The following is a 19,565-nucleotide window of genomic DNA, read 5'->3' as shown; positions in this document are numbered from 1 at the left end:
TTGACAGTGGCGGCCGGCTTGCTGCGCCGGCATTTCTATTGAACGCAAGAAAATAATACCTTTATCGTAGTATAAAGATTCACCAGCTTTCAGCAGGAAGCAATCGTGCGCAAGCCCTTGATCGACTGTCGACCGTATGCCCGCCTGACCTGCCTGCTGGGCTGCGCCTTGCTGGCCAGCGCCTGCGACATGCGCGACATGCCGGCGCCTCCCGCTTCCGCCACGCCCCTGGGCAATGCCGAACGGGGCCAGCGCCTGCTGGCGCAGTTCCAGTGCGGCGCCTGCCACCAGATCCCCGACGTGCCGGCCGCGCGCAGTTACATGGGCCCCAGCCTGGCGAATATGGGCAAGCAGAGCTATATCGCCGGCCAGTTTCCGAACCAGCCCGAAACACTGGTGCGCTGGATCGTCGATCCGCAAGCCATGCAGCCAGGCGCCCTGATGCCGGCCATGGGCGTGTCCGCCGACCAGGCGCGCGACATGGCCGCCTATTTGTATGGCCTGCCATGAGCGCAGACTTCCGGCAATCGGCGTTGCATCCGGCCGGCCCCGACGCGGCCATCATCCACAATCTGTCGTGGCTGCTGATCATCGGCGCCAGCGTGATCCTGCTGGGCATGATGGTGCTGCTGGCGCTGGCGCTGCGCCGCAAAAAATCAGGCGCGCCGGTGCGGCCGCTGCGCTGGCTGATCGGCGGCGGCGTGGTGCTGCCGCTGGTGATGCTGACGGCGCTCCTGGCCTGGAGCACCTTGCGCAGCGCCCACCTGACGCGCCCGTCGTCGCAGCACGCGGTCAAGATCGCGGTCACCGCCAAGATGTGGTGGTGGGAAGTGCGCTACACCGACCCGGCCAGCGGACGCGATATCGTGCTGGCCAATGAAATCCGCCTGCCGGCCGGGCAAAGCGTCTACCTGGGCCTCACCAGTACCGACGTGATCCACAGCTTCTGGGTGCCAGCCTTGGCCGGCAAGGTCGACATGCTGCCGGGCCGCCTGCACGGCATGACAGTGCGCGCCGACAAGCCCGGCGTGTACCGCGGACAGTGCGCCGAATACTGCGGCGAACAGCATGCGCGCATGGCGCTGCATGTGGTGGTGCAAACGCCCGAAGAATTCACGGCCTGGCTGGCGAACCAGGCCAGGCCGGCCGCGACGCCCACCGGCGCGCTGGCGCTGCGCGGGCGCGACGCGTTTGTCGCCCGGCGCTGCGTTGCCTGCCACACGGTGCGCGGAGTCGAAAACGAGGCGCAACTGGGGCCGGACCTGACCCATATTGGCAGCCGCCTGTACCTGGGCGCAGGCACCTTGCGCAACAGTCCCGGCGCCATGGCAGGCTGGATCGCCGACCCGCATGCCAGCAAACCGGGCGTGCGCATGCCGGCCGCTGGCGACCTCGACACTTCAACCCTGGCCGCCCTCACCGCTTACCTGGAGCAACTGCAATGACACACTCCGCATTGCCAAGCTCCCTGCCGCGTCCACCGGACGAACTGGCCAAGCTGGAAGCAGTCTGGCGCACGCCGACCGGCTGGCGCTTCTTTACGACCGTAAATAACAACAATATCGGCCTGCTGTATATCGGCACGGCGCTGCTGTTCTTCGTGCTGGCCGGCATTTTGGGCCTGCTGATCCGCCTGCAGCTGGCGGTGCCGGAAAATGATTTTCTGTCGGCCGGCACCTATAACCAGATCTTTACCATGCACGGCACGGTGATGATGTTCTTGTTCGCCATTCCCGTGGTCGAGGCGATCGCCGTGTATTTGCTGCCCGGCATGCTCGGTGCGCGTGATCTGCCGTTTCCGCGCCTGTCGGCATATGCCTTCTGGGCCTACGCGGTCGGCGGCCTGGGGTTCTTTACCAGCCTGTTCTGGGGCCTGGCGCCCGACGGCGGCTGGTTCATGTATCCACCGCTCACTAGCAAGGAGTATTCGCCGGGCCTCAATGCCGATTTCTGGCTGCTGGGCATCGGCTTTATCGAGATCTCGGCGATTGCCGGCGCGATCGAACTGATCGTCGGCATTCTCTATACGCGTGCGCCGGGCATGACCTTGTCGAAGATGCCGGTGTATGCCTGGGCCATGCTGGTGGTCGGCGTGATGATCGTGTTTGCCTTTCCGGCCGTGATCGCCGGCACCACCCTGCTGGAAATGGAGCGCGCCTTCGACTGGCCCTTCTTTATCGTCGAGCGCGGCGGCGATCCGCTGCTGTGGCAGCACCTGTTCTGGTTCTTCGGCCATCCCGAGGTGTATATCATCTTCCTGCCGGCCGCCGGCATGGTCTCGACCATGATCCCGACCCTGGCCGGCACGGCCCTGGTCGGTCACCGCTCTATCGTGGCGGCCCTGCTGGCGGTGGGCTTTTTCAGCTTTGCGCTGTGGGCCCACCATATGTTGACGGCCGGGCTAGGCGTGCTGGAAATGAGCCTGGTATCGGCCGCCAGCATGGCCGTGGCGATCCCTACCGCCGTGCAGGTGTTTGCCTGGATCGCCACCTTGTGGCGCGGCCAGGCCAGTCCAGCCAACGCCCCTACCCTGTTCCTGCTCGGCTTTATGTTCATCTTCGTGCTCGGTGGCTTGACGGGCGTGATGGTGGCCGTGCTGCCGTTCGACTGGCAGGCGCACGACACCTATTTCATCGTCGCGCATCTGCACTATGTGCTGATCGGCGGCATGGTGTTCCCGATGTTTGCCGGCTTTTATTACTGGATGCCGCTGGTCAACGGCCACCGCCTGTCCGAGCGCTGCGCGCGCTGGGTCTTCAGCCTGATGTTCGGCGGCTTCAACCTGGCGTTTTTCCCCATGCACCTGACTGGCCTGTGGGGCATGCCGCGCCGCGTCTACACCTATCCGGCCGACATGGGCTGGAACAATCTGAACATGGCGTCCAGCATCGGCGCGCTGATCCTGGCGCTGGGCATCGTGCTGTTCTTTATCGACCTGGTGCGCACCCTGCGCAAACCCAAGCAGGAACACGGCAACCCGTGGCGCGCCGCCACCCTCGAATGGCTGCCGATGGAAGACTACGCCGTGCGCAGCATTCCCGATATCCGTTCGCGCCACCCCTTGTGGGACCAGCCGGATTTGCCCGACGAAGTGGTGGCCGGCCGGCACTGGCTGCCCGGCACCGTCACGGGCTTGCGCGAAACGATAATCACCAGCCCGGTCCAGGCGCGCCCCTTGTACCTGCAGATCTTGCCCGGCGACAGCGCATGGCCGCTGGTCGGCGCGCTGGGCACGGCCGGCTTCTTCCTGCTGCTGACGATAGAACAGACCCGGCTGGCGTGGGCTTGCGGGATTGCCGCCATCGTGGCGATCATCGCCTGGATGTGGCAGTCGGACAGCACACCGCCCGTGACGACGGCGCGGGTATCGGACACCGTCGTGCTGCCGGTCGGCATCACCGGCCCGGCATCCCACTCCTGGTGCGCCACCATCATCATGCTGGTGGTCGATGCCAGCATCTTTGCGGCCTTCGCCTTTGCGCATATCCATAGTGCCATGGCATTGCAGATCTGCCCGCCGCCGGGCGCCAGATTGCCGGCGCCGCTGTGGCCGTGGGCCGCCTGCGCGCTGTTGATTTTGGGATCGATCATGATGCTGTGGGCGCGCAAAATGCAATTAAGCAACAGGCAAGGATTGCTGCGTCTGGCCGTGCTGCTGGCGCTGGCCTGCGCGCTGGCCGGCTTCGGCCTGGCCTGGTATAGCCAGGCGCTGGCGGGACTGTCGCCAACCGCCAGCGCCTGGGCCGCCACCGTGGCGGCATTGCTGGCCTACCAGGGCTTCCATGTGGTGATCCTGGTGCTGGTGGCAGGATTTTTGTGCGCCCGTTCGTGGGCCAACCGGCTGCTGCCAAGCCACCGCGTCACGCTCGACAACTGCAGCCTGCTGTGGCACGGCACGGCGCTGCAGGGCATCGTCGGCATTGCCCTCGTGCACTTGATGCCGTCGTTGATGGGCTAAGGAAAATCTCCATGCGCGCACAAGACCATTTGCTCCGTCAACTGCTGCAACCGTCGCTGCCGCTGCTGGTATGGGGCATGCACTTTTTCTTTTGCTATATTGTGGCGGCCGAGCAGGGTCGCTTCGGCAAGGCGTCGCTCTTGTGGACGGTGGGGATCGCCTCGCTGCTGGCGCTGGCGTTACTGACAGTGCTGTGCTGGCGCGCAGTGCGACGCTTGCATGCGGGTGGCGCCATCAGCATGCTGGACTGGGCCAGCGCGGCCTGCGCGGTGCTGGGTATGATTGGCGTGCTGCTTACCTGTCTTCCGCTGGTGCTGCTCCGGTATTGACGCTCTTTGCTGCACCGCCTGGTGCAACGGCTCTTCCTTGGCTGCCTTGATCCACACCGGGTGCGTTGACGCCGACCTTCTTTTCCGCGCTTTGCTGTAACTCGCCGCTGAACCGGTAACCCAATAGCAGCGCACCCAGCACGAAAATCGACACCAGATTGACCAGCAGATTGCCGGCGACATCGCGCGCCCAACCCGACAATGTGCGTCTGGCATTGAGGCTTTCACTGATGGCAGCCAGCCTGGCGGCCAAGCCGGCATGAACCGTATCAATTTGCCGGTGTAGGGTATCTTTGCGCGTAGCGGCTTCGGTGCGTTCCACCAGTTCATCAAGACTGGCGTTAAGGAAGGTTTGCGCCAGCGCCTCGCCCTGTGTGCGATATGCGGCAATGGACGTATCCAGGGCGGCAATGGCATGGAAACTCTCCACTTCTTCACGACGCAACTCGCGCCCGCCAAAAGACTTGAAATAGTCGACTTTTTGCTGCTTGTAGATGATGTAGGCAAACGCACCGACCAGATCGTTTGGGTCAGCCGTCAGTTTTTCATAAATGGTATTGTAGACCACCGCCAACAATCCTATTTTTGGGCCAACACCACGCTCTTGGCATAGCCATACGCCTGACGCATCTTTTCACGCGACACCCCTATTTCACGCATGATCTTGGCGGCGACGGGGGAGGCAGGCGCATGCGACAAGCTTGAAGCGGGAAACTCCGCGCCAGGATGGCCGTTCGACATCCGGATCATGATGGCAGCCACGTCGCTGCGCGAGAAAGCTGATTTTGCACTCATGCTATCGGCTCCTGTCAAATTCAAATGAACTCGCCGTCTAACGGCGCCTGCAAATTATACATCCGTTACGGCGCAGGTTTTGAGCAGGAAGTTTGACATTAACCACAACATGCTTTACCGGTTCCGCCTTCCCCCATCGCCAGCCCCAGATTCTGCAAGATCGGGCAATCGGGCTGGTCGTCGCCATGGCAGGAACCGGCCAGTTGACTGAGGGTATCGCGCATGTCGGTCAGTTCGGCGATGCGCTGGTTCAGGTCGGCCACATGGGCCAGTGCAATGGTTTTTACATCAGCGCTGGCGCGCTGGTCGTTTTGCCACAGCGACAGCAGTTCGCGGATCTGTTCCAGCGAAAAGCCCAGGTTGCGCGAACGCTTGATGAAATGCAGCGCGTGCAGGTCTTGCGGTGTGTAGATGCGGTAGCCGGCATCGCTGCGCGCGCTGGGTTTCAACAGCGTAATGCTTTCGTAATACCGTATCATTTTTGCCGAGACACCCGTCTCGCTTGCCGCCTGGCCGATATTCATTGCTTACTCCTCTTGGTGATGCGCGCCGTGCGCCTTCCAGCGCCGCAGCAGCAAGGCATTGCTGATCACGCTGACCGAGCTGAACGCCATCGCCGCGCCCGCCACCATGGGGTTCAGCAAGCCGAACGCGGCCAGCGGAATGCCGATCAGGTTATAGATAAATGCCCAGAACAGATTCTGCCGTATCTTGCTGTAGCTGCGGCGCGAGATGTCGATGGCGTCCGCCACCAGAGCCGGATCGCCGCGCATCAGGGTAATGCCGGCCGCATGCATGGCCACGTCGGTACCGGTAGCCATGGCGATACCAACATCGGCCGCCGCCAGCGCGGGCGCATCGTTGATGCCGTCGCCCACCATGGCGACCTTCGCACCGGCCGCTTTCAGCTCCATGATTCTAGCGGTTTTATCGGCCGGCAGCATTTTGGCCACCACCGTGTCGATACCCAGCTGCTTGCCGACCGCCTCGGCGCTGCCCTGGTTGTCGCCCGTCAGCATGACGGTGGCGATGCCCAGCGCGTGCAGCCGGGCGATCGCCTCGCGCGCGCCGGGCTTGACCTGGTCGCTAAAGGCGAACAATCCCAGCAATTGCGTGCCGGCAGACAGCCAGGAAATCGTGTTGCCGGCAGCTTCCAGCGCCTGCGCCTGGCTGGCCAAGGCTGACATGTCCACACCCTCCTCCTGCATCAGCCGCGTACTGCCCAGTTTCAGCGCCATGCCATCGACCTGCGCCGCCAGGCCCCGGCCCGGCAGGGCCGACAGGCCGCTCGCCGACAAGGCCACGATGCCGCGCGCGCCGGCCGCCTCCAGCACGGCCTTGGCCAGGCTGTGTTCGCTGCCCGACTGTATGCTGGCCGCCAGCAGCAGGAGTCGCTCCTCGTCCACGCCATGCGCATGCAGTGCGGCAAGCACCGGCTTGCCCACCGTCAAAGTACCCGTCTTGTCGAACACGACAGTCGTGACGGCATGCGCCACCTCCAGCGCTTCGGCGTCCTTGATCAGGATGCCGTAACGTGCCGCCACGCCGGTGCCGGCCATGATGGCGGTCGGCGTGGCCAAGCCCAGCGCGCACGGGCAGGCGATCACCAGCACAGCGACGGCATTGATGATGGCGGTTTCCAGGTCGCCATTGGTGAACCACCAACCGAGCAAGGTCAGCAGCGCCAGCCCCAGCACCACGGGAACAAAAATGGCGCTGACCTTGTCGACCAGGTGCTGGATCGGCGCCTTGGCGGCCTGCGCGTCTTCCACCAGGCGGATAATGCGCGACAAGGTGGTCTCCGCGCCGACCGCGGTCGTCCTGACCAGCAGCAAGCCGTCACCATTGATGGCGCCGCCTGTGACCTGGTCGCCCACATGCTTGTCGACCGGCAGGCTTTCACCGGTGATCAGCGACTCGTTGACCTGGCTGGCGCCATCGATCACCACGCCATCGACGGCCACCCGCTCGCCGGGCCGTATCACCGCCAGGTCGCCCAGCCTGACCTGTTCCACCGGCACATCGCTCTCCACGCCGTCGCGGCGCACGCGCGCCGAGGCCGGCCGCAACACTTGCAAGGCCCGGATAGCCGAAGCCGTCTGCCGCTTGGCGCGCCCTTCCAGCCATTTGCCCAGCAGCACCAGGGTGATCACCACCGCCGACGCTTCGAAATACAGGTGCGGCAACATCTCCTCGGCTGTGAGCCATTGATAGACCGACAAGCCATACGCGGCGCTGGTGCCGATCGCCACCAGCAGGTCCATATTGCCACTGCCCGCCCTCACCGCCTTCCAGCCCGCCTTGTAGAAACGCGCGCCCAGGTAAAACTGCACCGGCGTGGCCAGCGCGAATTGCAGAGCGCCCGGCAGCATCAGGTGGACGCCGGCCCACTCCAGCAGCATCGGCAGCATCAAAGGCAAGGACAGCAGACCGGCAAAGACCACCTTGATTCCGTCACGCGATGGCGCTGGTGCCCCGACCTCGCCCTGCAGCGGCACGCTGGCCGCATAGCCGGCAGCGGTGACCGCCGCCACCAGCGTGGACGCCTCGACGCCGCTGACCGTCACGCGCGCGCTTTCGGTAGCCAGGTTGACGCTGGCGGCCAGGACACCCGGCACTTTCAATAATGCTTTTTCCACCCGGCCCACGCACGAGGCGCACGTCATGTCGGCCACCGACAGGTCGATGTCGGTGCTGGCCACCGCATAGCCGGCCTTGTCCACCGCCGCCTGCAAGGTGGCCAGCGGCACGTTCTGGCTGGACGCCACCCTGGCCGTATCGGTGGCCAGGTTGATGCTGGCGCTGGTCACGCCCGGCACGGCCGCCAGCGCCTTTTCAACGCGGGCCACGCACGAGGCGCAGGTCATGCCTTCGACCGTGAACGATTGCAAATAGGGGGAAGCTGGCTGCATGGCGCGGATCCTGTAGACAAGAATATATGTCTGCAGGATCAGCTATCCAACGATGGGAAGGTCAAGCACCGATTAGCGTACGATGCAATCGACGGCATTCGGCTTGCCAGCATCGCTATTGACTGCGGCCGGCGCCGTGCTCGAGTTGAAGATGGGCGGTGGCGAAAACGGAATACCCGGATTGGTCGGCACAGCCACGGGGGGCTGCTTGAAGCTCGGCGTGAACCCGAACTGGTCGGCGCCGACATTGAGCGAACCGGCGGGATTGCTCACATGGATCATGCCATCGAGCACCTGCACATACAAACCGGGTGGCGTGGCCCCCGCCGCCGGCGCGGATGGCAGCGCCGATTGCCCCGGCGTCGGCGCTGGCACGAAGGTAGCAATGAAATACGTGCCGCGGATGCCGATGGTGGCGACCGGCGTCTTCAGCGAGAACTTTTCCTTGTTGCGCTTGCCCAGCAGGCCGGACAGCGAACGCAGCCCGCCCTTGACCAGGTTGAACGAGGCGCGGTCACCATCGGGCTGGTCGGCCTGGTAGGCAAACTGCTCGACCACGAACGTGGTGGACGGTTTCAGGGTGATCTCGCTGCTGTCGATGAATTTCACCAGCGCATAGGTGTTTTTCTCCGTCACCAGCGTGTCGCCAGACTCCACCTCGGACTTGAGCGACAATACCTTGATCTTGCCATCGGCCTTTTTCGCCATCAGCGGGCCGCTCAGCTGCGTGACCGTACCGGCCACTTGCGCCATCGCCTGCAGGCTGACGCTCATCAGCGCCAGCCACAACAAGGCGCATATCAGCATGGGCCTAGTTGCAAAAGGTCTTTTTGATGCTGTTCTGCAGATCATCTTTGGTTTCCTTCGTCGATACTGTCGGTGCGGCGCTTGCCAGCAGCGGCGACGTGACATTGTTGGGCGTATTGAGCTGGTTGAGCGGGTTGTATTGCTCGCTGATCGCCGGCACGTAGTTGTTTGTGGTCACGATCACCGCAGGCGGCAACACTGGCGTGGTGACAGGCCCGGCCACCAGCACCGAAGCCGGCACCGTCACGCGACCATTCGGCGCCAGCAGCGACACGGGCGCGCCGCGGCTGTTGATGCGGACCGTCTCGGCGGCGGTCAGGTCACCGTTTTTCGCCAGCACGTTGATGCCGCCCGTCGCCTGCACATCGAGTGTGGCGGCGCCGGCAAAGGTGACGCCGGTACCGGCCGTGACCGCGATGGCGCGCGCCGCATTGACGCGCGCGCCGTCGCCGAAGGCCACGTCCGTGCTGGCATCGACGGTGACGTCGTTGCCTTGGACGACGCCCTGCACATTGACAGGGCTGTGCGCGATCAGGGTCACATTGCCGCTGTTGGCATTGATCGCATGGCTCTCGATGCCACCCGTGCTTTCGATGCGCACATCGCCCGCGCCGGTAGACAAGCTACCCAGCACCAGCACGTCAGGCGCACTGGTATTGGTCAGCGCAATGCCGCCGGCGCCGCTGTTGCTCGCACTGAAGGTCTTGACACGGTTGCCGGCGTCGTTCAGCACGGTGCCGGTTTGCGATTGCGTGGCCAGGCTGCGGGCAACCACGGCGCCGCTCTGGCTGATGGCGCCTGCGCCAGCGTTCAGGCTGATGGCATTGGCGGTCAGTGCCGCGAAACGCAGGTCGCCGGCGGCCTGGGTCACGGCCAGGTTGCCGCCGATATTGATGGCGCCCGCGCTCTGGCTGAAGCTGTTGCCGACCGTCACGTTGCCGAGGCCGCCCAGCAGTCCGCCGCTTTGCGCATAGTTGGCCACCGTCAACACGTTATTGACCGACAGGCTGCCGCCGGAAAGGTTCAGGCCGCCGCGCGAGGTCAAGCTGTCGAGCACGGTATCGCCGGCCGCCGCCGTGTAGACCACGTTGCCGGTGCTGGCCGCGAAATCGGCCGCCAGCACATTGGCGCCGCTAGGTGCCACGCCGCCTTCCCAGTTGGCGGCGTCGCTCCACAAGCCGCCGGCCGCGCCAATCCAGGTCGACAGGGCGCGCTGCGCAATGCTGGCCTGGGCCACGCCGCTGTTCGATGTCAAGGCGTAATTGCCGGCATCGCTACCTGCCAACTGGAAGCCGCTCACCGCCACGGTTTTACCGGTGCCGAAGTTGCGGTCGGCAAAGGTGCCGCTGCCGCCCGCCAGGCTGACCGTATCCTGGCCGATCACGCCCGCCACGGTGCCGCTGACACTGGCCACTTGCGTGCCGTCATACACCTTGTCGCTGGCGCTGACGCTGGCCAAGGTCAACGCCGCCCGCGCAATGCTGGCGCTGGTGGCGCCGCCGGTGGCGGCGAGCCGGTAATTGCCGGCGTCCGTACCGGACAGGGTCGCGCCCTGCACCGCCACGGCCTTGCCGCTGCCCGCATTCTTGTCGGCAAACGCCGCGCTGGCCGAGGCCGTCAGGACGTCACCGGCGATGCGGTTATCGCTGATCGCCACCTGCGCGCCGGTCACGCCGTCATACACCTTGTCGATACCCGTATAGCCCAGGGTCAAGGCGCGCTGCGCGATGGCGGCGGTGGTCGTGCCGCCGGTCGTGGCCAGCGTGTAGTTGCCAGAATCAGCGCCTGACAGGCTGGCGTTCTGCACCATCACGACTTTGTTATTGCCGGCGTTCTTGTCGGCAAACGCGCCGCTGGCCGACACGTTCAATGCGTCACCGGCAATACGGTTGTCGGTCACGGCGACCGTGGCGGCGGTATTGCCGTCGTAGGTCTTGCCCGCCGCCGCAAAGCCCAAGGCCAGTTCGCGCTGGGTAATGGTGGCGCTGGACACGCCGGTGGTCGAGTTCAATACATAGTTGGCGGCATCGACACCGGACAGGCTGGCGTTCTGCACCGTCACGACCTTGTTGTTGCCAGCGTTCTTGTCGGCAAACGCGCCGGTTGCCGTGGCCGTCAGCATATCGCCGGCGACACGGTTGTCAGTGATGGCGACGGTGGCAGCGGTGCTGCCGTCATAGATCTTGCCTGCTGCGGCAAAGCTCAATGCCAACGCGCGTTGCGCGATGCTGGCGCTGGTCGCGCCGGTGGTCGAGGCCAGTACATAGTTGGCGGCATCGGTACCGGACAAGCTGGCGTTCTGGACCGTCACGACCTTGTTGGCGCCCGCATTCTTGTCGGCAAACGCGCCGCTGGCCGTTGCCGTCAGCACATCGCCGGCGACACGGTTGTCAGTGATGGCGACGGTGGCGGCGGTATTGCCGTCATAGGTCTTGCCTGCGGCAGTGATGCCCAGCGCCAGTTCGCGCTGGGTTATCGTGGCGCTGGTGGCGCCGGTGGTCGAGGTGAGTACATAGTTGGCGGCATCGGCACCGGACAGGCTCGCGTTCTGGACCGCCACGGTCTTGTTGGCGCCAGCATTCTTGTCGGCAAATGCACCGCTGGCCGTTGCCGTCAGCACATCACCGGCAATACGGTTGTCGGTGATGCCAACTGTGGCGGCGGTATTGCCGTCATACGTCTTGCCGGCTACCGCAAAGCCCAGCGCCAGTTCGCGCTGGGTAATGGTCGCGCTGGTGGCGCCGGTGGTCGAGTTCAATACATAGTTGGCGGCATCGACACCGGACAGGCTGGCGTTCTGCACCGTCACGGCCTTGTTGGCGCCGGCGTTCTTGTCGGCAAACACACCGCTGGCCGTTGCCGTCAGCACGTCGCCAGCGACGCGGTTGTCGGTCACGGCGACCGTGGCGGCGGTGCTGCCGTCGTAGGTCTTGCCGGCTGCCGCAAAGCTCAATGCCAACTCGCGTTGCGTGATCGTGGCGCTGGAGGCGCCGGTGGTCGAGCTCAATACATAGTTGGCTGCGTCGGTACCGGACAAGCTGGCATTTTGCACCGTCACCGACTTGTTGACGCCAGCGTTCTTGTCGGCAAACGCGCCGCTGGCCGTTGCCGTCAGCACATCGCCGGCCACGCGGTTGTCGGTCACGGCGACTGTGGCGGCGGTACTGCCATCATAGGTCTTGCCGGCTGCCGCAAAGCCCAGCGCCAGTTCGCGCTGGGTAATGGCGGCGCTGGCCGCGCCGGTGGTTGATTTCAATATATAGTTGGCGGCATCGGTACCGGACAGGCTGGTGTTCTGCACCGTCACGGCCTTGTTGGCACCCGCATTTTTGTCGGCAAACGCGCCGGTCGCCGTTGCCGTCAGCACATCGCCGGCCACGCGGTTGTCGGTCACGGCGACTGTGGCGGCGGTACTGCCATCATAGGTCTTGCCGGCTGCCGCAAAGCCCAGCGCCAGTTCGCGCTGGGTAATGGCGGCGCTGGTCACGCCGGTGGTTGATTTCAATACATAGTTGGCGGCATCGGCACCGGAAAGGCTCGCGTTCTGGACCGTCACGGCCTTGTCGGCGCCCGCATTTTTGTCGGCAAACGCAGCAATTGCGGTCGCCGTCAGCACGTCGTTCGCGATACGGTCGTCGCTGATCGCCACGGCAGCGCCCTTGCCGCCATCGTAAATCTTGTTGACACCGGCAAAGTCCAGGTTCAATTCGCGCTGGGTGATATCGGCCTTGACCTCGGCGCCGACATTGGCCAGCGTGTAGTTGGCCGCATCCGCGCCGGACAGGCTGGCATCCTTTACCGTGACGGTTTTCCCCGTGCCCGCATTCTTGCCATCAAACGTCCCAGTGGCTGTGGCTGTCAGCACGTCGTTGCCGATGCGATCATCGGTGATGGTCACTGAGGCCGCCGTGCCGCCATCATAGGTTTTGTTGACACCGGCAAAGCCCAGATTGAGCGCGCGCGCCGTAATATCGGCACTGGCGCTGCCTTTGCTGTCGCCGAGAATATAGTTCCCCGCGTCACGGCCGGCGAGATTGCTGCCAGTGACGCTGTAGTCGACGATCTTGCGCGTTCCCACATTCTTGTCGACGAAACTGGCGGCCGCATTCGACAGCTGTACCTGGTCGTCGCCGAACAGACCGTCAAACGTGCCGCTCAGACTGGCCGCCACAGTGCCGTCGTACACCTTGCCTGCCGCGCTGGCCGTGGCCAATGCCAGGCTGGCGCGGCTGATCTCGGCCGTGCCGGTGGCGGTATCGGCCACCGTGTAATTACCCTTGTCGCTGCCGGCCAGCGACACGCCAGTCGCCTTGACGCTCTTGCCGCTGCCGGCATTCTTGTCCGTGAACTCCACGCTGCCGCTGGCATTGACCGTATCGCCCGCCACTGCATTGCCCAGCGTGAAGCTGGCGCCATTCAAGCTCAGCTTGCCATCGTAGACCTTGCTGCCGCCGACACTGGCCGTCAGGGTCCGTGGCGTGATATCGGCCAGGCCGCTGGCGGTGGTCGCCAGCGTGTAGTTACCCAGTTCATTGCCCGCCAGGCTGATGCCGGTGGCATTGACGGGTTTGCCAGTTCCAGCATTCTTGTCGTCAAACTTCACGCTGCCACCAGCGCCCAGGCTGGCGGCGAGCGACTCGCCGGCAACCACGTTCGCCAGGACAAAACTGGCGCCGTCCAGATTCAGGCCACCATCGTAGACCTTGCTGCCGCTTACAGTGGCCGTCAGCACACGCGGCGTGATGGCCGCCGTCGCCGTACCGTCCGTCTTGGCCAGCACATAGTTGGCCGCGTCAAGACCGGACAGGCTGGCATTCTGCACCGTCACCGTCTTGCCAGCGCCCGCGTTCTTGTCGGCAAATGTGCCGGTGGCCGACGCTGTCAGCAGATCACCGGTCACACGATTATCGGTAACCGTCACGGCAGCAGTCGTGCCGCCGTCATATACCTTGTTGACACCGGCAAACGCCAGGTTCAGGGTGCGCTGCGCGATATCGGCCGTGGCCGTGCCACCGGTATTGCCCAGCGCATAATTGGCCGCGTCGGTACCAGACAGGCTGGCGCTCTGCACCGTCACCGTCTTGCCAGCACCCGCGTTCTTGTCGGCAAACGTGCCTGTTGCCGACGCTGTCAGCACATCACCGGTCACGCGATTATCGGTGACGGTCACGGCAGCATTGGTAGCGCCGTCATATACCTTGTTAACACCGGCAAACGCCAGGTTCAAAGCGCGCTGCGTGATATCTGCCGTGGCCGTGCCACCGGTATTGCCCAGCGTATAGTTAGCCGCGTCAAGACCGGACAAGCTGGCGTTCTGCACCGTCACCGTCTTGCCAGCACCCGCGTTCTTGTCGGCAAACGCGCCGGTTGCGGACGCTGTCAGCACGTCACCGGTCACGCGATTATCAGTGACAGTCACGGCAGCAGTCGTGCCGCCGTCATACACTTTATTGACACCGGCAAACGCCAGGTTCAAAGTGCGCTGCGTGATATCGGCCGTGGCCGTGCCACCGGTATTGCCCAGCGTATAGTTAGCCGCGTCGGTACCGGACAAGCTGGCGTTCTGTACCGTCACCGTCTTGCCAGCACCCGCGTTCTTGTCGGCAAACGCGCCGGTTGCGGACGCTGTCAGCAGATCACCGGTCACACGATTATCGGTAACCGTCACGGCAGCAGTCGTGCTGCCGTCATATACCTTGTTGACACCGGCAAACGCCAGGTTCAGGGTGCGCTGCGTGATATCGGCCGTGGCGGTGCCACCGGTATTGCCCAGCGTATAGTTGGCTGCATCGGTACCGGACAAGCTGGCATTCTGCACCGTCACGGCTTTGTTGGCGCCAGCATTCTTGTCGGCAAATGCGCCGCTGGCCGTTGCCGTCAGCAAGTCGCCGGTCACACGGTTATCGGTGACTGTCACGACGGCAGTCGTGCCGCCGTCATACACCTTGTTGACACCGGCAAACGCCAGGTTCAGGGCGCGCTGCGCGATATCGGCCGTGGCCGTGCCACCGGTATTGCCTAGCGTATAGTTGGCCGCGTCGGTACCGGACAGGCTGGCGTTCTGTACCGTCACGGTCTTGCCAGCACCCGCGTTCTTGTCGGCAAATGCGCCGGTGGCCGTTGCCGTCAGCACGTCGCCGGCCACGCGGTTATCGGTGAGCGTCACGGCCGCCGCCACGCCGCCATCGTAAGTCTTGTTGACGCCGGTAAAGCCGAGATCGAGCGTGCGCGCCGTGATGCCGGCGCTGGTCTTGCCTGTGCTGGTATTGAGCACATAATTGCCCGCGTCGCTGCCGCCCAGGTTGCCGCCTGCCACGCTGTAGTTGACGTCCTTGCCGGCGCCCACGTTCTTGTCGACGAAATTGGCCGAGGCGCCCGACAGCTGGACCTGGTCGGTGCCGAACACGCCTTCGAAGGTCGCGCTGAGGCTGGCGCCGGTACTGCCATCGTAGACTTTGCTGGCGGCGCTCACGCTGGCCAGGCTGAGGCTGGCGCGGCTGATCTCGGCCGTGCCGCTGGCCGTTTCGGCCAGGCTGTAATTGCCCAGTTCATTGCCGCTCAAGGCCAGGCCGCTGAGATTGACGGCCTTGGCGGTGCCGGCATTCTTGTCGACAAATTGCGCGCTGCCGGTCACGCCCAGGGTGTCGCCACTAACCGTGTTACCCAAGCTTAAGGTCGCGTTGGCAAACCCCAGCTGGCTGTCATACACCTTGCTGCCACCCAGGATCACGCTCAGGGCGCGCGGCGTGATGGCCAGCGTGGTGGTGCCGGCATAGCTGATGTCGTACTTGGTCGACCACAAGCCGCCCAGCGCGTAGTTGCCGACATTGAGGGCGTTGCCGTAGCTGGCGGTGCCGCTGGCGCCAAGATCGCCATTGAGCAGGCCGACATAGCCGAGCGTGTCAACGCCGGCCACCTGGCCGTCATAGACCCGGCTGGCCGCGCCGCTGGCGGTGACCTGGAGCGGCGTCAAAAAGGCCTTCAGCATCGGCGTGGTATAGCCGTCGTAGATGCGCCAGACGGCGTTCTCGCCGAAATTGAAGCCGCCGAAGCTGCTTTGCTTGTTCATGTCGGCCGTACTGCGCCCGGTGGAGCCGCCCTGGTCAAAATAAGTACCGGCGGTTTCGTAGTTGAAGAAGGCCGGCCCCACGCCTGCGCCAGGATCGGCGCGGCCCACCACGGCGCCCAAGGTACCGGAGTTGACGCCATTGCCCGATACCGTGCCGGAAAAATACAGGCGGCTGGCGCTGCTGCCCGCCACGCTCCAGCCGATCACGCCACCCACGTTCTCGCGCGTGAGCGTCTGGTCGCTATTGCTGGCCAGGCCGATGGCGCCGGCGGCATAGGCATCGGCGATGGTGCCGCCGTTGCGTCCGACCAGGCCGCCGACATTCGCGCCGCCGCCCACGCCACCGGTGGCGTAGGCCTGCGAAATGGCGCCGTCATTATTGCCGACCAGGCCACCGATCTTTTCGCCTGGGCCGGTGACGGCGCCACTGGCGCGCGCCACGCTGATGCTGCCGTCGCTATTGTTGGAACCGACCAGGCCGCCAATCGATGAACCGCTGACACTGCCGTTGCCCATGCCGCCGGCCAGGCCCGTCACATTGCCAGTGGCGGTGGCATTGCTGATCGTCCCGCCATTGGCCCCCACCAGGCCACCGACATTGGTGTTGCCGCTGACGGCCATGCTGCTGCTCACATTGCTGAGCGTGCCTTCGCTGTTGTTGCCCACCAACGCACCGACATTGTTGCCGCCGGTGACGCTGCCGCCCAGCATGGCCAGGTTGCGGATGGTGCCACCCTGCAACCTGGCAAACAGGCCGCTGCCAAAATAGGATGAATTGGCGCTGCCATTGATGACCAGGCCCTGGATGCCGTGATTGCCGCCGTCAAAGATGCCGGTGTACGCATATTCGTCGCCGCCGAACAGCGGCGTGAAGCCGGCGCCCCCGTTCCAGCTGGCGGTGCCGCTGGCGTCGATATCGCCCGCCAGCAGATAATTCTTGTTGTTGATCTGTTTGCCGACGCCTTGCAGGCCGTACACATCGGCAATCTGATACGGCGCCGCCACGCTGCCGTCGCCGCCGGTGGCGCGCAAAAAGGTGGCGTTGCCAATGCTGAAGCCGTTGGCAAAGAAAGCGGGCAGGCTGGCGGCGTTCTGTTCCCAGTTGCCACGATCGAGCAGGAAGTTGCCGCCCACGTTGACGGCGCCAGTGGCATTGATGGAGCCGCCCGACAGGGTCAGGTCCTTGGCCACCGCCAGCGCACTGTTCAGGTTGATGCCGCCGCCACTGTTCAAGGCCAGCGTATTGAGGGTCGTCAGGCCTGTCAGGTCGAGCCCGCCCTTTACATCGAGTGTACCGGAAAACTCGCTGCTGCCAATCGCAATCGTCGGCGCAGCAATGGTGCCCAGTTCGGCCGTGCTCAGGCCCAGGCTGGTACCGCTGTCGGCGGCGCTAGTGCCCACTTCGATGCTGCCGTCATTGCTGCGGCGCCGCAGGTTGACCGTGCCGTTCGATGCGGTCGAGATCGATTGCGCGGCGCCGCCCAGCGTCATGTTGTCGGCCACCAGGCTGACCGTGCCGCCCGCGTACAAGCCGCCGCCGGTATTCACGCTCAAGGCGCCGCCGGCCGTGGCACGCAGGTTGCTGCCGTCCTGGCGCAGGGCCACCATGTTCGACACGGTCAGGTTGCCGCCGGTTTGCAGGTTCAGGCTGCGCACACCTTCGGTCTCGGCCAGATTGACCAGGTCGACCGGCGCACTGACGGTCAGGTTGCCCGCCGTCGCGCTACCGATGGTGACGGTATTGGCGGAAATCTGGTTCAGCTCGGTATTTGTCAGGCCCAGGCCATTGCCGGGTTTGCTTCCCACGGACACCTGGCGCCCATCGGTCAGCGGCTTGGCGATCACTTCGGCATAGCCGGTGGCGCCACCAAAAACGAGCCTGCCACCAAAGCTGATGTTATCGGCCTGCAAAGTTACCAACTGGCCATAGGCGCCGCTGCCAAGCAACTGGTCGCCGCCGCCTCCCAGATTGATGCCACCAAGCGCGTCACTGGCGCGCAAGGTCAGGTTGCCATTACCGACATTGACCCAGCCCGAACCATTGCTGGTAATGCTCGCGCCCGACAGGTAAGCCGCGCCGCCATAGGTGTTGATGGGTGCGTGCAGGATCACATCGGAGCCGAGGCCATAGGCGCTGCCGCTGGTAGCATCGTTGGCCGACAGCGTAATATTGCCACCCTGCGCGCTGATCGCCGCATTGACGACGATGGACTCGCCGGCCAGGGCCGTCAGTCCAACGCCCGACTTGACGATATTAATCGCGCTGGTAAACGTGATGCGGTGCGTGGCCTGCAGGGTTACATTAGTCTGTGCCGACGAAATGGTGCCGGCGCCAATGGTCGAGCTGCCAGTGGCTGGCCCATCGGCAAACTGGTCGAAGTTCTCCAGCTGGCCACTGGAACTGGACACCACATCGATATCGTAGGGGTCGAGCAACCAGTTACCGCGCTTGCCACGCGACGCGCCGGTATCGATGCGGATGCCATCGACGTCCAGGTAGTGGCCCGAGGTTTCCACCAGGCCACCGTTGCCGGACGCGGCGCCGCCACGCGCCGAAATACTGCCGTACACGCGCGCCGTTTCATTGCCCCAGACGATGACCTTGCCGCCATCGCCGTTGACGATCGCATCGGCCTTGATGCTGGCGCCGCTGTCCACCGCCACCTGGCGCGCATTGGGAATGGCAGCATTCTTGCCTTGGTAGTCGCCACCCAGCAGCACCGTGCCGCCCCCAAGGGCGCCGCTGGCGTCGACCTGGGCATTGCCCAGCACGCCGACCTGCTCGCCCAGCACCGTGACCTCGCCGCCCTTGCCCGCCGTGTTGCTCGCGGTGGTGACGCTGCCGTTTTCCAGCAGCGCCTTGCCGGTCGCTTTCAGCACGATCTTGCCGTTCTCGCCGAGCACCGCGCTGTTGGCATTGAGCACGCCGCGCTGGTTCAGCAGCGCGCCGGCCATGCCGATGCGCCCGCCCTGGGCCACGATCTGCCCCACATTGATGGCCTGGTCCGCGGGGGCCGACAGCACCACGCGCAGGTCCGGGTTGGCGGCGTCGGCCAGCTGCACGCTGTGGCCGGCGGCCAGCAGCACGTCGCCGTTGGGCGCGGTGATGATGCCGCTGTTTTCCACGTTCGGCGCGATCAGCAGAATCTGCCCGCCGCTGACGGCGTTGATGGCTCCCTGGTTAATAACGGCGCCGGCCGTGTCGCCGGCATTGAAGTTCATCTTGCCGGCCAGGAAATCCTGGTTCGACAGCGCCAGGCTGGACGCCACCAGGCCCGCCACGTCGACCCGCGCATCACGGCCGAACAGCACGCCGTTCGGATTGATCAGAAAGACCTTGCCGTTCGATTGCAAGGAACCGAGGATCTTGCTGGGGTCTTGTCCGGTGATGCGGTTCAGTACGCTGCTGCCGGCGTTTTGCTGGACAAAGCGCGTGATTTCGCCCTGGTTGACGGAAAAACTCTGCCAGTTGATGATGGTGTTGGGCGTGTTCGTGATCGTAAACAGATTGCCCTGCTGGTTGAACGTGGCCTGGCCATGCACCACTTGCGGCAAGACCGGATTGGCGTGGGCCGCATTGAAGCAGGCGGCGATCAGCAAGGCCAGCGCGGTGCGGCGCAGCGGCGGCTCGAAGGGGCCGCCGGCAGGCACGGTGCGCAATTGTTTTTGTTTGCTCATGATGTGGTTATCCTTGA

At 64.4% G+C, this 19,565-nt stretch carries 10 protein-coding genes; 4 read left to right on the top strand and 6 right to left on the bottom strand.

The annotated features are described in order from the left end of the window. Nucleotides 1-105 precede the first annotated feature (105 nt). Genes Q8L25_RS12750 through Q8L25_RS12735 form a run of 4 tightly spaced genes read left to right on the top strand, consistent with a single transcriptional unit; the run spans nucleotide 106 to nucleotide 4,287 of the window. A complete protein-coding gene (locus tag Q8L25_RS12750) occupies nucleotides 106-510 on the top strand; it encodes a c-type cytochrome (RefSeq protein WP_308925174.1) in 405 nt (134 codons plus the stop codon). After that, a complete protein-coding gene (gene coxB, locus Q8L25_RS12745) occupies nucleotides 507-1,445 on the top strand; it encodes a cytochrome c oxidase subunit II (RefSeq protein WP_308925173.1) in 939 nt (312 codons plus the stop codon). Before Q8L25_RS12750 ends, coxB begins: the two co-directional genes overlap by 4 nt. Beyond that, nucleotides 1,442-3,958: a cbb3-type cytochrome c oxidase subunit I gene (locus Q8L25_RS12740; protein ID WP_308925172.1), complete on the top strand. Its 2,517-nt coding sequence runs from the start codon at nucleotides 1,442-1,444 to the stop codon at nucleotides 3,956-3,958. The genes coxB and Q8L25_RS12740 overlap by 4 nt, the downstream gene beginning before the upstream one ends. An 11-nt stretch (nucleotides 3,959-3,969) precedes the next feature. Further along, nucleotides 3,970-4,287 (top strand): hypothetical protein, encoded by a 318-nt coding sequence (locus Q8L25_RS12735; protein WP_308925171.1) that lies wholly within the window; start codon nucleotides 3,970-3,972, stop codon nucleotides 4,285-4,287. Here Q8L25_RS12735 and Q8L25_RS12730 read toward each other — a convergent pair. From Q8L25_RS12730 to Q8L25_RS12705, 6 genes are all read right to left on the bottom strand, one after another. Further along, a complete protein-coding gene (locus Q8L25_RS12730; RefSeq protein WP_308925170.1) occupies nucleotides 4,253-4,855 on the bottom strand; it encodes a hypothetical protein in 603 nt (200 codons plus the stop codon). The genes Q8L25_RS12735 and Q8L25_RS12730 overlap by 35 nt on opposite strands. An 11-nt stretch (nucleotides 4,856-4,866) precedes the next feature. Further along, nucleotides 4,867-5,082 carry a hypothetical protein gene (locus Q8L25_RS12725; protein WP_308925169.1) on the bottom strand — a complete coding sequence of 72 codons (216 nt, stop codon included), beginning with the start codon at nucleotides 5,080-5,082 and terminating at the stop codon, nucleotides 4,867-4,869. A gap of 98 nt (nucleotides 5,083-5,180) precedes the next feature. Further along, a complete protein-coding gene (gene cueR / locus Q8L25_RS12720; RefSeq protein WP_308925168.1) occupies nucleotides 5,181-5,606 on the bottom strand; it encodes a Cu(I)-responsive transcriptional regulator in 426 nt (141 codons plus the stop codon). A 3-nt stretch (nucleotides 5,607-5,609) separates the two neighbouring features. Continuing rightward, nucleotides 5,610-7,994, bottom strand: coding sequence for a heavy metal translocating P-type ATPase (locus Q8L25_RS12715; protein ID WP_308925167.1), 2,385 nt, complete (start codon nucleotides 7,992-7,994; stop codon nucleotides 5,610-5,612). A gap of 72 nt (nucleotides 7,995-8,066) precedes the next feature. Then, complete coding sequence (locus Q8L25_RS12710; protein WP_308925166.1) at nucleotides 8,067-8,801, bottom strand: FecR family protein; 735 nt, start codon at nucleotides 8,799-8,801, stop codon at nucleotides 8,067-8,069. Nucleotides 8,802-8,805: 4 nt separating this feature from the next. Beyond that, a complete protein-coding gene (locus tag Q8L25_RS12705; RefSeq protein ID WP_308925165.1) occupies nucleotides 8,806-19,548 on the bottom strand; it encodes a YDG domain-containing protein in 10,743 nt (3,580 codons plus the stop codon). Between the last annotated feature and the right edge of the window lie 17 nt (nucleotides 19,549-19,565).

The sequence above is a fragment of the Janthinobacterium sp. J1-1 genome (genome assembly GCF_030944405.1).
Lineage (GTDB): Bacteria > Pseudomonadota > Gammaproteobacteria > Burkholderiales > Burkholderiaceae_D > Janthinobacterium.
The sequence above is the reverse complement of the archived record's forward strand: the minus strand, read 5'-3'. Positions and strand labels throughout refer to the sequence as shown.

Excerpts from the sequence above, each read along its gene's own strand:
- coxB (WP_308925173.1), top strand. The coding sequence starts at position 507 with ATGAGCGCAGACTTCCGGCAATCGGCGTTGCATCCGGCCGGCCCCGAC.
- Q8L25_RS12740 (WP_308925172.1), top strand. The coding sequence starts at position 1,442 with ATGACACACTCCGCATTGCCAAGCTCCCTGCCGCGTCCACCGGACGAA.
- Q8L25_RS12735 (WP_308925171.1), top strand. The coding sequence starts at position 3,970 with ATGCGCGCACAAGACCATTTGCTCCGTCAACTGCTGCAACCGTCGCTG.
- Q8L25_RS12725 (WP_308925169.1), bottom strand. The coding sequence starts at position 5,082 with ATGAGTGCAAAATCAGCTTTCTCGCGCAGCGACGTGGCTGCCATCATG.
- cueR (WP_308925168.1), bottom strand. The coding sequence starts at position 5,606 with ATGAATATCGGCCAGGCGGCAAGCGAGACGGGTGTCTCGGCAAAAATG.
- Q8L25_RS12715 (WP_308925167.1), bottom strand. The coding sequence starts at position 7,994 with ATGCAGCCAGCTTCCCCCTATTTGCAATCGTTCACGGTCGAAGGCATG.
- Q8L25_RS12710 (WP_308925166.1), bottom strand. The coding sequence starts at position 8,801 with ATGCTGATATGCGCCTTGTTGTGGCTGGCGCTGATGAGCGTCAGCCTG.
- Q8L25_RS12705 (WP_308925165.1), bottom strand. The coding sequence starts at position 19,548 with ATGAGCAAACAAAAACAATTGCGCACCGTGCCTGCCGGCGGCCCCTTC.